At 39.2% G+C, this 14,745-nt stretch carries 12 protein-coding genes; 7 read left to right on the top strand and 5 right to left on the bottom strand.

Annotated elements, in window-relative coordinates:
* Window positions 1-42: 42 nt before the first annotated feature.
* The 4 genes from JOC76_RS01800 to JOC76_RS01785 form a co-directional block, all read right to left on the bottom strand.
* A complete protein-coding gene (locus tag JOC76_RS01800; protein ID WP_205175608.1) occupies window positions 43-1,245 on the bottom strand; it encodes a glycerophosphodiester phosphodiesterase in 1,203 nt (400 codons plus the stop codon).
* Window positions 1,246-1,978: 733 nt separating this feature from the next.
* Window positions 1,979-3,508 (bottom strand): alkyl hydroperoxide reductase subunit F, encoded by a 1,530-nt coding sequence (ahpF, locus tag JOC76_RS01795; RefSeq protein WP_205175607.1) that lies wholly within the window; start codon window positions 3,506-3,508, stop codon window positions 1,979-1,981.
* Between the two features lie 218 nt (window positions 3,509-3,726).
* A complete protein-coding gene (ahpC, locus tag JOC76_RS01790) occupies window positions 3,727-4,290 on the bottom strand; it encodes an alkyl hydroperoxide reductase subunit C (RefSeq protein ID WP_205175606.1) in 564 nt (187 codons plus the stop codon).
* Between the two features lie 313 nt (window positions 4,291-4,603).
* On the bottom strand, window positions 4,604-5,776 hold the full coding sequence (locus JOC76_RS01785; protein ID WP_205175605.1) for an MFS transporter: 1,173 nt from the start codon (window positions 5,774-5,776) through the stop codon (window positions 4,604-4,606).
* Between the two features lie 144 nt (window positions 5,777-5,920).
* Between JOC76_RS01785 and JOC76_RS01780 the strand changes: the two genes are divergently transcribed.
* The 7 genes from JOC76_RS01780 to JOC76_RS01750 all read left to right on the top strand — a co-directional run bounded on the left by JOC76_RS01780 (window position 5,921) and on the right by JOC76_RS01750 (window position 13,353).
* Window positions 5,921-6,565 carry a hypothetical protein gene (locus JOC76_RS01780; protein ID WP_205175604.1) on the top strand — a complete coding sequence of 215 codons (645 nt, stop codon included), beginning with the start codon at window positions 5,921-5,923 and terminating at the stop codon, window positions 6,563-6,565.
* Window positions 6,565-8,265 carry a GMC family oxidoreductase N-terminal domain-containing protein gene (locus JOC76_RS01775; protein ID WP_205175603.1) on the top strand — a complete coding sequence of 567 codons (1,701 nt, stop codon included), beginning with the start codon at window positions 6,565-6,567 and terminating at the stop codon, window positions 8,263-8,265. The genes JOC76_RS01780 and JOC76_RS01775 overlap by 1 nt, the downstream gene beginning before the upstream one ends.
* A gap of 76 nt (window positions 8,266-8,341) precedes the next feature.
* Window positions 8,342-8,869 carry a DUF3231 family protein gene (locus JOC76_RS01770; protein WP_205175600.1) on the top strand — a complete coding sequence of 176 codons (528 nt, stop codon included), beginning with the start codon at window positions 8,342-8,344 and terminating at the stop codon, window positions 8,867-8,869.
* A gap of 214 nt (window positions 8,870-9,083) precedes the next feature.
* Window positions 9,084-10,646: a spore germination protein gene (locus tag JOC76_RS01765; protein WP_205175598.1), complete on the top strand. Its 1,563-nt coding sequence runs from the start codon at window positions 9,084-9,086 to the stop codon at window positions 10,644-10,646.
* Window positions 10,643-11,848: a Ger(x)C family spore germination protein gene (locus tag JOC76_RS01760; RefSeq protein WP_205175596.1), complete on the top strand. Its 1,206-nt coding sequence runs from the start codon at window positions 10,643-10,645 to the stop codon at window positions 11,846-11,848. Before JOC76_RS01765 ends, JOC76_RS01760 begins: the two co-directional genes overlap by 4 nt.
* Window positions 11,845-12,969 carry a GerAB/ArcD/ProY family transporter gene (locus JOC76_RS01755; protein WP_205175595.1) on the top strand — a complete coding sequence of 375 codons (1,125 nt, stop codon included), beginning with the start codon at window positions 11,845-11,847 and terminating at the stop codon, window positions 12,967-12,969. Before JOC76_RS01760 ends, JOC76_RS01755 begins: the two co-directional genes overlap by 4 nt.
* A gap of 192 nt (window positions 12,970-13,161) precedes the next feature.
* Window positions 13,162-13,353 carry a hypothetical protein gene (locus JOC76_RS01750; protein WP_205175593.1) on the top strand — a complete coding sequence of 64 codons (192 nt, stop codon included), beginning with the start codon at window positions 13,162-13,164 and terminating at the stop codon, window positions 13,351-13,353.
* 318 nt (window positions 13,354-13,671) lie between these two features.
* Here the strand turns inward: JOC76_RS01750 and JOC76_RS01745 are convergent, their stop codons facing one another.
* Window positions 13,672-14,736: a sulfate ABC transporter substrate-binding protein gene (locus tag JOC76_RS01745; RefSeq protein ID WP_205175591.1), complete on the bottom strand. Its 1,065-nt coding sequence runs from the start codon at window positions 14,734-14,736 to the stop codon at window positions 13,672-13,674.
* Window positions 14,737-14,745: the final 9 nt, after the last annotated feature.

Below are 14,745 nucleotides of genomic sequence, written 5' to 3'. Positions count from 1 at the left end.
GAGCTGCTTTTTTTATGATTAGATCATGCTAATCTCAAATGCTTATCTACTATTTTCAGCTGGGGCCGTCCGAAAAGAACCAGTCACCATATATTTGCTGGATCCTACATGGGCACGGTAAAAATATTTGGTATTAGGTTTTAAATGGATAAACTCTATACTTACGATAAAATCATGCTTATCATCCGCATGGCTCGTTTTGGCAATGGTATTGGTTTTAAAAAGCCTGTCAGTGGAAATTTCAAATTGAACGTTTGCGTCTCTATTGGTTCGTGTCCATAAAATCACTGATGTGTCGGTTACATCCCCATTAGCAACTCCGTGTGTAATTAATGGCTTTTCCAGTAAATCCACAAGCCGATCGGTATTATTGGTAAATTGACCGTCAACGCCAATTGAAAGCAAGGAAACCATTTCGTTCTGTGAATTAACAGTCCATGGATGAACCAAAAGATAATTTTGATGGGCGGCCTTTATCAACTTGCGTCCAACAAGTTCTTTATAAGGACCTACACCAAAAGCATAATCCGAAATTCGTTTGAACTCTTGGTCAATCTCCTTGCCTGCAAGCATATTTCTGTTATACAGCTGAATTAGCTTTAAATTAGGTTCAAGAGTTTTCAATTTTCGAAGGCTTTGCTCACTGAAGGATTCGAGGAAGAGCTTTCGGTCATCCAGAGCATTGGTCTTTTTTAAGACTTCAATTACTTTCTCTTCCATTCCTGGGTAAACGCTTGGTGCTTTTGTTTCAATGTAAAGACCGGCATTTCCGTATCTATATTGTTTGACACATTCAATCGCCTCTTCAAGGGTAGGGACATGCTGCTTAGTGTATTCAACTCTTGCCTGTTTCGGATTCGCCTTGTTAAACCATGAACCTGCGTCTAGACGGCGGATTTCTTCTAGTGTAAAATCCTTTACTCTCCATGGTGAGCGGTTCGGAAAAATTTCTTTGGCATTGGTGGTTCTAGTGAGTGTTTCATCATGAATGGCAATCAACTGACCATCTTTAGTCATTTGTAAATCGATTTCTACATAATCAGCCTTCATCATGATGGCCTGTCGATAGGAGGACAGGGTATTTTCCGGTCCGTAATTAGATGCCCCTCGATGCGCAATGACCATGATATCGTTTGAAATTGGACGATAATCATTATCTGTACTAGGAAGTGGCAGTGCTAAAACAGAATAGGGAAATGCTGTGATAGATAGGCAAATAAGACAGACAAGTAAGTTCTTTTTCATTCCTCATTCAACTCCTGAAAAACCAGTCCTTTTCTTATATAAAACAGTTAAAATGATTATATTTGTTTGGAATATTATACTATCCCAGAAAAGGTTGAATTATTAGTATAGGTACAGATTATCTAGTGATTTAGAGGCTAGTGCCATGAGCTCTTTGGATGGGTGACAAAAAGATTTTCTCCCGAGTGTGGAAAATACTCTCGGGTGAGGGGAGATTATTCTCGGATAAGAAGGGATTACTCTCGAACGTGGAGAATACTCTCGGATAAGAAGGGATTACTCTCGGATGAGTGAAATTTACTCTTGGATAAGGAGTGATTACTCTCGGAAGAAGAGAATTTACTCTCGAACGTGGAGAATACTCTCGGATGAGTGAAATTTACTCTTGGATAAGAAGAGATTACTCCAGTACTTTCTGTAATCCCCCAGAGGGAAAAATTACCAATATAAAATAACCCACCTTTAACTATGAAGACCATAATAGAACGATTAATTGCCGGGTGACTAAAACCTTCGTTAGAGGGAAGTTAGTATTTGATTTAGATGAAGGAATTATAGGTAAGCCAATTGGACAATTTATATCTTCCCAGGATGCTTTTAATATTCGAAAAATTCACTCATGAATTTCTTTAAAGAGGGGAAATAGGAGAAATCATATTTTTAAATCTCAATTTAAAATCTAAAAAGGGGAATTGGTTGTATCCAATTCCCCTTTTTGTTATGACATATAAAATTAATTTCGAATCAAATAATCAAATGCACCCAATGCTGCAGTCGCACCTGAACCCATTGAAATAATGATTTGCTTATACGGGCTATTCGTACAGTCTCCTGCCGCAAATACTCCAGGGATGCTTGTTGCGCCATGATTATCTACAACAATCTCACCAATGCGAGTACGTTCAAGTGTTCCCTCAAGCCAATCTGTATTTGGTACAAGACCGATTTGAACAAAAATACCTGCCAATTCAATATGATGCTCAGTACCTGTTTCACGATCAATATAAGTAATCCCATTCACCTTGTCAGTTCCGGTAATTTCCTTTGTTTGAGCATTCTTGATAACCGTTGCATTAGGAAGGCTGTTCAAACGCTCTTGAAGGACAGAATCAGCTTTTAATTCTGGAGCAAACTCAAGGACGGTTACATGGTTCACAATGCCTGCAAGGTCAATTGCTGCTTCAATGCCAGAGTTACCGCCGCCAATAACAGCTACGTCCTTTCCTGCAAACAATGGACCATCACAATGCGGGCAGTAGGCTACCCCTTTGTTCTTGAATTCCGCTTCACCTGGGACTCCAACATTACGCCAGCGGGCACCAGTTGAAAGAATGACGGTTTTACTTCTTAAAATTGCACCGTTTTCGAGTTCGATGGCAATAAGATCCTTCTTCTCTAAACGCTTAGCACGCTGTAAATTCATGACATCCACATTGTACTCTTTGACATGTTCTTCAAGACTTGCTGCAAGTTTAGGACCTTCTGTATATTTCGTACCGATAAAATTCTCAATACCCAAGGTGTCCATGATTTGGCCGCCAAAGCGTTCAGCTACAATACCTGTACGAATACCTTTACGTGCTGCATAGATAGCTGCACTTGCACCAGCAGGGCCGCCCCCAACAACGAGCACGTCAAATGGTTCCTTGTCAGAAAGCTCAGATGCATCAGAACCACTGCCCATTTTAGCGAGGATTTCCTCAAGTGTCATACGGCCACTGCCGAAGGATTCACCGTTAAGAAATACAGTTGGAACCGCCATGATTTGTTTGCTTTCTACCTCTTCTTTAAACGCTCCACCATCAATCATGGTGTGCGAAATGCTAGGGTTAAGCGTGCTCATGATGTTTAATGCTTGTACCACATCAGGACAGTTGTGGCAAGTAAGGCTGATATAGGATTCGAAGTGATATTCGCCTTTAATATTTTTCACTTGATCAATAAGCTTTTGGTCAACCTTAGGGGCTCTGCCGCTAACTTGTAATAGAGCTAAAACTAATGAAGTAAATTCATGTCCTAGAGGAACACCAGCAAAAGTCACCCCAGTGTCTTCTCCAATACGATTCACACTAAAGCTAGGAGTTCTTTGTAACTCGGTTTTTTCAACTTTAATGTGAGAGGACATAGTGGCTAATTCATCCACTAAAGCCAGCATGTCGCTAGAGACGCTATCGGTTCCTGCACTTACTTTTAGGAGTATATCGCCTTCCATCAATTGCAGATATTGGGCTAATTGTTCTTTTATATCTTTATCTAGTACCATTAATCTCTCACTCCTTAATTTATCTTATGAGTCAGTTTATAATTAATTAATTTATATTAATTCTAATACAATAATTATTATCATATAGAAGTGATTATATTGTCAAGCGGAAAATACGTATATAATAGGCTTTATAATATAAAAACATTTTATGTACTGAAAAAGGGAATTGGATACTTCCAATTCCCTTAGTATTTTTAACCTTACAAAAGTAATCCTTAGATTTTACCTACAAGGTCAAGGCTTGGCTTAAGTGTTTCGCCGCCTTCTTGCCATTTAGCTGGGCAAACTTCACCTGGATTGTTACGAACATATTGAGCTGCTTTAATCTTGTTTACAAGAGTGCTTGCATCACGGCCAATGCCATCTGCATTGATTTCAACAGTTTGAACAATACCGTCTGGATCGATGATGAAAGTTCCGCGTTGAGCAAGACCTGCTTCTTCATCTAGTACATCAAAGATACGAGAAATCTTTTGAGAAGGGTCACCAACCATAATATATTCGATTTTGCTAATAGCAGGTGAGTTATCGTGCCATGCTTTATGAGTAAAATGAGTATCTGTGGAAACAGAGTAAACTTCTACGCCAAGCTCTTTTAATGTTGCATATTGGTTTTGAAGGTCTTCTAGTTCAGTAGGGCATACGAAAGTGAAATCTGCAGGGTAAAAACAAAAAACACTCCATTTGCCTTTTAAGTTTTGTTCAGATACAGTGATGAAATCACCGTTTTGATAAGCCTGTGCTGTGAATGCTTCTACTTCTTTTCCGATTAATGACATAGTGGAAATCCTCCTAAATATGTTGTTAATAATAATTCTAATTCAATAAATATTATCATATACAGGTGATTATTTTGTCAAGCAATATACATTAACTTTATAAACACTTTACTATTAATGTTTTTCACCAAATGTACCATGACAAGTGGAAAAATCAAAATCCCTCAATTATCCAATATTATTCTCAGTTAGATAACCTAGTGAGAACCTAATTGCTAAAAACTCACAATTTCTATTATTTCCATGATCGTGGACAAATATAGATGATTTAAAAAAAATGAATGGAAGCAATGGGGACGGTTCTCTTGATTCCTTAAATAGAAACAGCAGCTTCTTTTTTATGCTCTAATTTCCGATAACCTAGAGCAAGCAGCATGGATGGTATGGTACAAACAACCATCCCGATAAAGGCGTACCTTGGCTCGATTTCGTAAAGGTACCCGCCAAAAATTGTGAACACCGCGGTACTCCAGCTAAGAGCGAGTGCGGAATACATACCTTGCGCTTTTGGTATTTGCGCATGTGGAATATTTTTAATTAAATATTTCATAAAGGCATAATGCCCCATTGCAAAAGAGCATGCGTGCAAGGTTTGGGCAATCGAAAAAACAATCACATTTGGAAAGGCAAAGATTAATATCCAGCGTACTGTTGAACCAAGTGCCGCAAGAGCCAATATGGCTCCAACTGAAAAGTTTCGAAACATCTTATCAGCAATTGAAAAGAAAAAGATTTCCGCGATTACTGCAATGTTAATAATTACGCCAATTAGATAGCGGGGTGCATGGATTTCTTGGAGAAAAATATAACCATAATTATAATAGGAAGCGTGTGCCGCTTGCAGTAAAATCACGATAATCATGACTAAAATAAAGTGCTTCACACGAAATAAACTTAATATGCCAGCTTTTTTTGAATGATTTGTATTTGGTTTATCCGATAAAACAACCGGTGCAGGCATCAAACTAAGACACACAAAAACCGATATGCCCAATAGCAAGGCCCATACGATCACTTTATCTCCGAGCGCTCCTGTAAAAATGGTTAAGATCATGCCCGCGACGACAAAACCGATAGAACCCCATAATCGGCTCTTTCCGTAATTTTTTAATTGTTTGCTCTGTACAAGAATCCCAGCTGCACTGTCTAATGCAGGCATCAACGCCGGATAAAAGAAATGAAAAATTAAGTTCGCCACCAGCAGGGCAGCAAAGGAACTTGCTGGGATACAACAAAGAATAGCAATGATTGTGCCAATTCCTGCTCCATTTAATAATGTCTTACTACTAAATCTACTTGATAGATACGGAAACGCAAATAAAGTAGAAAGACCTCTTGCTACCAATCCTATGCTCATAATAAAACTCGCTTGTGAAACCGAAATCCCTTTTGTATGAATCATCCAGCCTGTCCAATAGGGAAGAAACACGCCCCATGTTACATAAAAACTAAAAAACTGTCTGCTCATCCAGTGTTGTGTGTTCATTTGTGAATCCCTCCATTGTTTACATATTATCATTTCAATCCCTAGAATTGGCTACAAAAAACTTCCTGACATAGAAAAAAGAGCAATTAAATAATATTTAGGAATGGTAGGAATCACTGTGAAGTAATTGAAGGGGAGCTAATGATGGGGACAAAAGGAAGTGACAGAACTACCGATTGTTATATCAGATCCACTTTTCAGTCGCTTGTTCAAGCAATTATCCCAGCCAACCCTCTAACAGCGAAACCTGTTCAAGTGCCAGGAGCATTGGAAATGAAGGTTTATGAATATGTCATTTGGATTTTGAACCATTCAATTAGTCCTTTTGTTAAAACAAGAATAAACACAAAGTCAATGGCGAGGTCAACTGCTGAATTGTTAGACATAGGCGCCACCCAACTTATTCAGACAGGACAAAATGTGTATCCGCCTCAAATTAATCATTCTAAATGTAGAGGGCCATTCTCACATTTATCACTGATAGATCGACTCCAATCCATTACTCTTATCGAACGCCTTGAAGTCAATCTTGAAATCTTAAGTCCTCCTTATCAAAATAATCCGGCACTTGTCTGCAGTATGGTGGATTCAATTAATCAACTAACACTATTTGGCTTTTATTCAGAATGGGCGGGATACGGAACAACACGTTTGTTTACACCTGAGTTTAGAAGAGAGGAACATTTCCCACTTGGGTGGCTGCAATCTAATTATCCTGGCCCTTCTTTTGCTTATCGTGATTTTCGTGGGTTTTTAGCATTGATGCCAGATGAAAAGGGGAAGGCCTAATGGGAAATCAGGATGTGATTATTATTGGGGCAGGCGGCGGGGGAGCTGTTATGGCTAAAGAGTTGGGGGAAAAAGGATTAAAGGTGTTAGTTCTGGAGGCAGGTCCGTGGTATGGTAACAAAAGGTGGCCCGATCCAAATGGAGAACCTGGAGATCAATTAAGCACATCCCCTGCTGATTTGGATGTGAATTTATATAAACAACTATTAAATAAGTATGAAATGAATATGAATGACCTGGTTTCTGGAAGGTTTCGCTGGGGTCCCGCTGACCGAAGCAAGGCCCCATGGTTTCGAAGGTCAAATCAGGAAGGATTTATTTGGCAATGCGCAGGTGTCGGAGGTACAACTCAAACCTATACAGCTAATTGTCCCCGGGCCTATCCAATGGCTGTAGATCATGTATGGCCGATTTCTTACCGAGAACTGATTCCTTACTATGAAAAAGTAGAAGCGGAATTACCAGTAAAATTTGCGGCAGTAACCGCCAAGGAAGAATTATTTTATCATGGTGCTAAGAAGGCAGGATGGCAGATGATTCCGGCACTGGATATAACAGTCCCCGGCTATAGACTGCAACCCAATGCCATCTTACCGCCAAATAAACATATCACCAATCCAAAGATTTCGAATGAACAACTAGCCTGGATGGAAGGGTGCACACTTGCAGGACACTGCATTAACGGCTGTCCGCATGGTCCATCAATCGATAAAATTGCAAAGCGATCCACAAATGTTAGCTATGTTCCTCAGGCCTTACAAACCGGAAATGTCAGCATACGTCCAAATGCTTTTGCAATCAAAATAATGACTGAAAAAAACAGTTCAGATGGATTGAAAGCCATTGGTGTAATCACAAGGGACACTTGGACAGGGGAACGGGAAGAGATAAAAGCCAATATAGTAGTAATGGCTTCGGGGGCAATTGAAAGTCCACGCCTATGGTTAAATTCAGGCTTGCCCGAAAATCCTTGGGTGGGAAGAGGGTTAGTTAGCCATTATATGGACTGGGTGTCTGGTGTTTTTGCCGAAAAAGATTTGCTTTCAATCGTGGGAAGTACCGAAATTAATCCGTTTGTAGGAAATACTTGTGGAGCAAGACTGGATATCCCAGGGCTTGGCACATTACAAACGGTTGGGATGAGTCCGGGATTAACGGCATCATTTTATGGAATTAGTGATTCTGGGTATTCTTTTTTAAACACTCCTAAACTTGAAGATCCTTGGGATGTGAAAGGTCGTCTTTTTGGCTTTGAATTAAAGGAGGTGATGGCCTCTTACCGACAAACGTTAGGTATTTTAGTATCTACTGACGATGAAGCGATTCAACAGAACGGGGTGACAGTGGATCCATTGATTAGAGATGAAAATGGACCAGTCCCTGTCATAAGCTATAGCCCCACCCAACGGTCTCGTGGAAAGCGCAAAGAGTTGGTAAAATTGGCAGCTGAATTATTACGAAAAGCGGGTGCCAAAAAAGTCATTTGGTCTAATTGGCCTCCAGGCATGATGATTCATATGGAAAGTACAATGAGAATGGGCTTTGTAGTGGATGAAAATGGTGAAGCATTCCAAGTAAAACGGCTATATGTTACGGATAATAGTGTTCATTTTAATAGTTTAGGTGGGCCAAACCCTACACTTACTACACAAGCTTTGGCAGTACGCACGGCAGAAAAGCTTTTTCAAAGTTATTTTTAGTTTGTATGTTTTTGTATTCATGTGGAAAAATACCTTCAGAACAAAATATATCCAATGTTTGGTGGGATTTATAAGCATGAATCTATTTGAAGTCATACATGATGCATTTCAACCTTTTATAGACGGAGAAAAAAGACCATTGAACGTGATGGAAGTATCCAATCTTTGGTTTTTTCTATTAGGGACGGAAACGAGCTTGCGAAGTGAAGAAATACATTACAATCTCTCAGAAGACCCGGAACTGAAGCAACTATTAATGGATATAAGGGAAACGGTGCATATCCCCATTAGAAATGAAATTAGAGAGTTTCTAATCAAAGAAGGGATTCCATTGCCGCAAACGACTCCGGAAAAACCAATCGGTGATTTTCCAAATATTCCGGAAGGGGCTGCCTTAAATGATGAAGAAAGAGCCAATTTAATGTCCTATAATCTTGCTTCAGGTGTGATGTATGCAGCCAGGGGACTTTCAGAGTCGATTCGGGCAGATGTTGGTTTGCTTTTTTCAAAAATTATGATAAAAAAGACGATGGCAGGTTTAACTGTAAAGGATTATTTGAATCGGCATGAGTGGCTCAGGGTTCCACCTTATTACAAAGGATAGTCTCCTATTTTCTATGGCTTATAAAATAAAGATAATTTCCTCATTTTATGTATTTAACGGTTAACTGTTAAATGCGTAGATGGGGTTTTTTTGTGTAGAACCCTTGGTAACTTTTTCTTTCATTTTTTAATCTCCTTAGAGTAGATAAACCTGATTTGGGAGGTATATTTAACCAACTAAGGAGGAAAATAGTTTTGAATGGGGGATATCGAATATGCGATTTTTTCGAAAGCTGAGCAAAAACAACACCGATAGGTATAATTCCTCATCTTCAAAAAACGACGAATTAAGTGCCGCAGTGTCCTCTAATGAGCAGATGTTAAGAGATCAATTCGCTATGTGTAATGATATTGAATTCCGTTCCGTTCCTTTAGATAATCATTCAAAAATTTTATTAGTTTTTCTCACTGGTTCATGCGATACCAAGACATTAGATGAAATTGTTTTAAAACCTATACTATTTGGGGGGCTTGCACAGAAAAATATATCATCAATCAGGGAGATTATTCGCTTACAGCTTATTCCTATTGCAAAGGTGAAAGGTGTTTCGAAAATATCTGAAGTAGTGGATGAAGTGTTAATGGGCAACGCAGCTTTTCTAATTGAAGGAGAAAGCACGGCATTGATTGCCGAACTAGGGAAATTAGAAAAAAGGGGCATAGAAGAGCCTCCTTCAGAAACCGTTATTCGCGGTCCGAGAGATGGTTTTACCGAAACACTTAGAATCAATACGAGCTTAATTAGGAGGAGAATAAAATCCCCTAAGCTTAAAAATGAATCATTTACTTTAGGAGAGTATACAAAAACTTCAGTAGAAATTTTATATATTGAAGGGATTGCGCAGGATTCGATTGTGGAGGAAGTAAGAAAACGAATCGGTCGAATTCGGATTGATAGTGTATTAGAGAGTGGCTATATAGAGGACTTCATTGAAGACGTCCCTTTTTCTCCTTTTCCACAAGTTCAAAATACGGAGCGGCCGGATGTCGTATGTGCTAGTTTATTAGAAGGTAAAGTAGCCATTGTTGTTGATAATACTCCTTATGTTTTGATTGTACCGATGACTTTTTGGACAGGATTACAATCGGCAGAGGATTATTATGAACGCTCTATATACACAACCTTTATTCGATGGATTCGCTTCACTTTATTAAATATCGCCTTATTATTTCCATCCCTTTATGTGGCGATTACTACCTTTCATCAACAACTGATTCCTACAAATTTATTAATCAGTGTGGCCGCCGCACGGGAGGGTGTTCCATTTCCAGGAGTGATTGAAGCGCTGTTGATGGAATTTATGTTTGAAGCTTTGCGTGAAGCAGGGATTCGGCTGCCAAAACCAGTCGGTTCGGCGGTTAGTATTGTCGGGGCTCTTGTCATTGGCCAGGCGGCGGTTCAGGCAGGAATTATATCTGCCCCTATGGTTATTGTCGTCGCAACAACAGGGATTGCATCGTTCGGAACTCCGCGTTATAACTTGGGATTTGCCTATCGTATCCTTCGTTTTCCTATTTTGGTGCTTGCAGGTATGTTTGGTTTCTATGGAATTGTCATTGGAGTCGTTTCTATTCTCATTCATCTAATTAATCTTCGCTCTTTTGGTGTCCCCTATTTAGGCCCTGTAGCTCCACAAAGTAGTGGTGTAATTAGAGATGTGTTCTTACGTGCGCCAAGGTGGAGCATGAATGAACGTCCTCTGTTATCAGGTGAGAATAAACAAAGGATTCCAGAAGGGCAAAAGCCAAGTGTAAACAGAGGGAAGGAAACAAAATGAAAAATTCAAGAATCGTTTTATTTCTTTTGCTTATCGTCACCCTTATAACTACAGGCTGCTGGGATCGACGTGAACTAAATGACCTGGCCATTGTTTTGGGGTGGGGTATGGACCTTAATAAAGATGGTACTTTTACAAGTAGTGCACAAATTGTGGTCCCAGCAAAACTTGGTGCTTCAGGTGGAGGCGGAAAGGGAAGCACCTCTGCAGGGCAGGGATATTTTCTAGAATCAGCTACGGGTAAAACAGCCACTGAAACTTCGCAGAATATGCAAAACAAACTTTCACGAATGATATTTGCCAGTCATAGAAGGGTGATTGCCTTTGGGGAGGATTTAGCCAGGGATGGGATTGCCAAAATTGCAGATGAATTTAGCCGTAACCCAGAAGTCAGGATTCGGACAGATTTATTTGTCGTTAGAGAATCCACTGCCCAGGAATTTTTATCGGTTCCCTACCCATTAGAAAATATCCCCGCTTTAGCACCCTTGAAAATCCTAGAAAGAATTAGTGGAAGAGCAAGCTCCTCCTATAAACAATTTTTGATAGATGCCAATGCGGAAGGCAGTAATGCAACTCTGCCGATATTAGAAATCATCCATTCTTCAACTAAAGGGGACAGTGGGCAAGTACCGCCAAAGACCATCAGAATAAGGGGAAGAGCGATTTTTAATAATAAACTTCAAATGATTGGTTCTTTAACCTCGTCTGAAGTAAGAAACTATTATTGGGTTAGAGGGGAATTAAAAAGGAACACTTTAACCGTTTATATACCTGAAGGGAAGGGGTTTATTAGCTTCGTCGGAAGAAAATATAAAAGTAAAATAAAACCCTCTTTAAAAGGGGATAAAATAAAATTTAACATTTATCTCTCTGGAAAAGGGGTTATTAGGGAGAATAATACAAATTTAGATTTAAAAAATCCCAGTCATCTAAAGGCCGTTGAACGAGCTTTAAATAGAGATGCACAAAAGAAAGTGACTCAAACGATTTCGCGTATTCAGAAAGATTATAGGGCAGATATCTTTGGACTAGGAAATGCTTTTCATAGGAAGTATCCAGTTTACTGGAAAACAATAAAAGCTAATTGGGAGAAAGAGTTTGCAGCGGCAGATGTGAAGGTGACAGCGGATTTAAACGTAGATCAAGTGGGATCAACAGGTCCACCATTACATTTAATGGAAAGTGAGATAAAGAAATGAAGATTTCCCCCAAGCAATTATTTTGGATTATTGCTATCTTGGATATAGGAATGACCCTTTTATTGACGCAAACACCTGCCATTGCTGCGGCAAAACAAGATGCATGGATTTGTTTCGCTATTGCTGGGGCAGCTAGTATAGGGTTAACCATTATTGCAGGTAAATTGAGCTTGCTATACCCAAATCAAACATTTATTGAATACTGTCAAACCATTTTAGGAAAATGGCTGGGAAGGATTATTGTGATTCCTTATTTCATCCAACTCATACCTACAATGGGAATCATCCTTCGGGAATCATCTGATTTTATCCAAATGACCCTATTTAGAAATACTCCATTGCTGGTATTGATTCTATTGATGATCTATCTTATGGTGTATATTACATATAAAGGCGGGATTGAAGGTATTGCGCGATGCAGTGAGTTCATTGGTCCTGTTATTTTCCTCGTGATTATCTTTACGATGTTACTTAGTTTAAGCAATATAGAGTGGAAACAAATATTTCCTATTTATGCTGACTCTGGATGGCGGAAAATTGTAGAGGGAAGCTTTGCACCGGTTGGTTTTTTGGGAGAGACTAACGTCATCATGATGCTTCTCTTTTTTACGAAAGACCCTAAGAAAGGTGTGAAGATTACCATCGGAGGCATTGCCATGGTCTCGTTTATTATCATGTTAAATACGTTAGAGGTCATTATGGTGTTTGGAAGTGGTCTAGCATCAAGATTATGGTATCCATATTTTGAGATGGTACGCTACATTTCCGCTTTGGAATTTCTGCAAAATGTCGAAATTTTTCTAACTGTAATCTGGATGTTAAGCGTTTTTATTAAACTTTCAACTTTCCTGTTTGTTACAAGTCATGGAATTGGTCAATTATTTCATTTAAAAGATTGGAGAAAGGTCATTTGGTTCATTGCCATAGCCCTGATTCCTCTTTCAACAAGCCTTTATCCTAATATTGATGTTTCATCAGTGGGCTACCCAAAAAGATTCTTTATTCCATACGTTGTTCCTATCAACATGATTGTTATTCCCATGCTGCTCTTGGTTGTGGGAACCATAAGAAAAAATAGAAAAGAAAAACGAGGGCCACTGGCTACTAGTGGTTCTTCATGAAGCAATTACACTTGACAGGGAAGCAAGGGGGACGGTTCTCTTGCTTCTTTTTTTGTGGAGCAAGAGAAACTGGTCAGGTAACAATCGTGAGGTGTGTCTTCCATAGGATTTGCAATATATAAATTATTTAAATAAAGATTATTCATGCTATACTTGGGGAACGGATTTGAGTTATGAAAGGAGTTAAGTATTTTGAAGTATACGAAATCGCAAATGCAGCAGCTGATCAAGGATAATAAAGAATTGCATACACGATTAAAAGATTTGAAAGCAGAACACGGTCTTGAAAAAAACAATGCCCTCAAAGCTTTGTACCATTCAGAAGTGGCTGATGGAGGAAAGTACCAGTTAGCTTATCAAGCACTTGACCAGCCCAAAAAGTAGACTAACTTAAGGAATCAAATAGGGACGGATCGCTTGATGAGGTGTTGCCAAAACCATATTTTCATGACCCGCTAGTGGGGATACTTGAAAATGCAGGGGCGGAACATCCTCAATGTGAAGGTTTTGAGACCGACCACAATTATATAAATAAACATAAAGATATCGCTCTAACACTATACAAATACTTAAACCACGTCCTATATCATTCCTTTAAAAAGGAAGCACAAAAACAAGAAAGGCTTGGTTTTCACCAAGCCCTTTAGCTTCTTATAGTCTAATCTGAAAAGGAGTGGATGTAATTGTTAACAAATCTAGCTTTTATTTACCAGCTACAACTTGATCCCAAATCCCGCCGTCACCGTAAAGGTCTTCTCCAACCTTTGTCCAGCCTCCTAAATAACTTGTATCAAACAGCCCCTCTGGTTGTTTAAACTTATCAGCATAGGCTTTGGCAACATCAGCATCTACAGAACGGAAGCCGCTCTCAGCAAACACTTTTTGTGCTTCAGGTGTCCAAAGGAAATTTAGAAAAGCTTCGGCTACCTTACGTGTTCCGTGCTTATCAACATATTTATCGACAACAGCTGCTGGGTTTTCAATAGAAGTCGTGTACTTAGGAATAACTTCCTCATATTTACTGCCAGAATTAATACGGTCAAGTAACTCATTTTCATATGTGATGATAATATCTCCAGTCCCCTTGTCGAAGGTTGACATGGATTCTTCACCGCTTTTATCTAACGATTTCACATTTTTATAAATTTTGCTAAGTAATGCTTTTGCTTGTGCAGGATCTTGCTTACCTGATTGTTCCTCACTTATTTTCAAACCAGCTCCATAAATAGCATTAACATCCCAACGGGCTCCACCAGAAGTTTTAGGGTTTGGAAATACTACTTGAACACCAGATTTAGTTAAGTCAGACCAATCTTTAATGTTTTTAGGGTTTCCTTCTCTGACTCCAAATGCTGCAATGGAGTCTGTAATAATACCATTGTGTGGTGCGCTTTTCCAATCATGGGTGATTAATCCTGCTTTTACAATCTTGTCAATATCTCCTTCAAGAGATAAAGCAGCTATATCGGCCTCAAACCCATTGGTAATATTGAGTGCTTGTGATCCTGAGCCTTGATAGGATTCCTTAAATACGACTGTTTGGCCAGTCTCTTTCTTCCATTCCTTTTGGAATAGAGGGAATATCGCTTCAAATTCGTCTTTGATTGTGGAATATCCTCCAATCGTAAGTGTAACTGTTTCATTCGTCGAAGTTGAAGAAGTTGATCCCCCCGATTTTTCGGACTTACTACTTGAATTCGAGCAGCCAGAAAGTGCCACTGACGCAGATAATAAAATTGCTGTGGAAATTAAAGATACTTTTTTCATGTTTTTTCT

This window comes from Neobacillus cucumis, assembly GCF_016908975.1.
GTDB classification, from domain to species: Bacteria; Bacillota; Bacilli; order Bacillales; family Cytobacillaceae; genus Neobacillus; species Neobacillus cucumis.
The sequence above is the reverse complement of the archived record's forward strand: the minus strand, read 5'-3'. Positions and strand labels throughout refer to the sequence as shown.

Coding starts and splice junctions, on each gene's coding strand:
- JOC76_RS01800 (WP_205175608.1), bottom strand. CDS start 1,245: ATGAAAAAGAACTTACTTGTCTGTCTTATTTGCCTATCTATCACAGCA.
- ahpF (WP_205175607.1), bottom strand. CDS start 3,508: ATGGTACTAGATAAAGATATAAAAGAACAATTAGCCCAATATCTGCAA.
- ahpC (WP_205175606.1), bottom strand. CDS start 4,290: ATGTCATTAATCGGAAAAGAAGTAGAAGCATTCACAGCACAGGCTTAT.
- JOC76_RS01785 (WP_205175605.1), bottom strand. CDS start 5,776: ATGAACACACAACACTGGATGAGCAGACAGTTTTTTAGTTTTTATGTA.
- JOC76_RS01780 (WP_205175604.1), top strand. CDS start 5,921: ATGGGGACAAAAGGAAGTGACAGAACTACCGATTGTTATATCAGATCC.
- JOC76_RS01775 (WP_205175603.1), top strand. CDS start 6,565: ATGGGAAATCAGGATGTGATTATTATTGGGGCAGGCGGCGGGGGAGCT.
- JOC76_RS01770 (WP_205175600.1), top strand. CDS start 8,342: ATGAATCTATTTGAAGTCATACATGATGCATTTCAACCTTTTATAGAC.
- JOC76_RS01765 (WP_205175598.1), top strand. CDS start 9,084: ATGCGATTTTTTCGAAAGCTGAGCAAAAACAACACCGATAGGTATAAT.
- JOC76_RS01760 (WP_205175596.1), top strand. CDS start 10,643: ATGAAAAATTCAAGAATCGTTTTATTTCTTTTGCTTATCGTCACCCTT.
- JOC76_RS01755 (WP_205175595.1), top strand. CDS start 11,845: ATGAAGATTTCCCCCAAGCAATTATTTTGGATTATTGCTATCTTGGAT.
- JOC76_RS01745 (WP_205175591.1), bottom strand. CDS start 14,736: ATGAAAAAAGTATCTTTAATTTCCACAGCAATTTTATTATCTGCGTCA.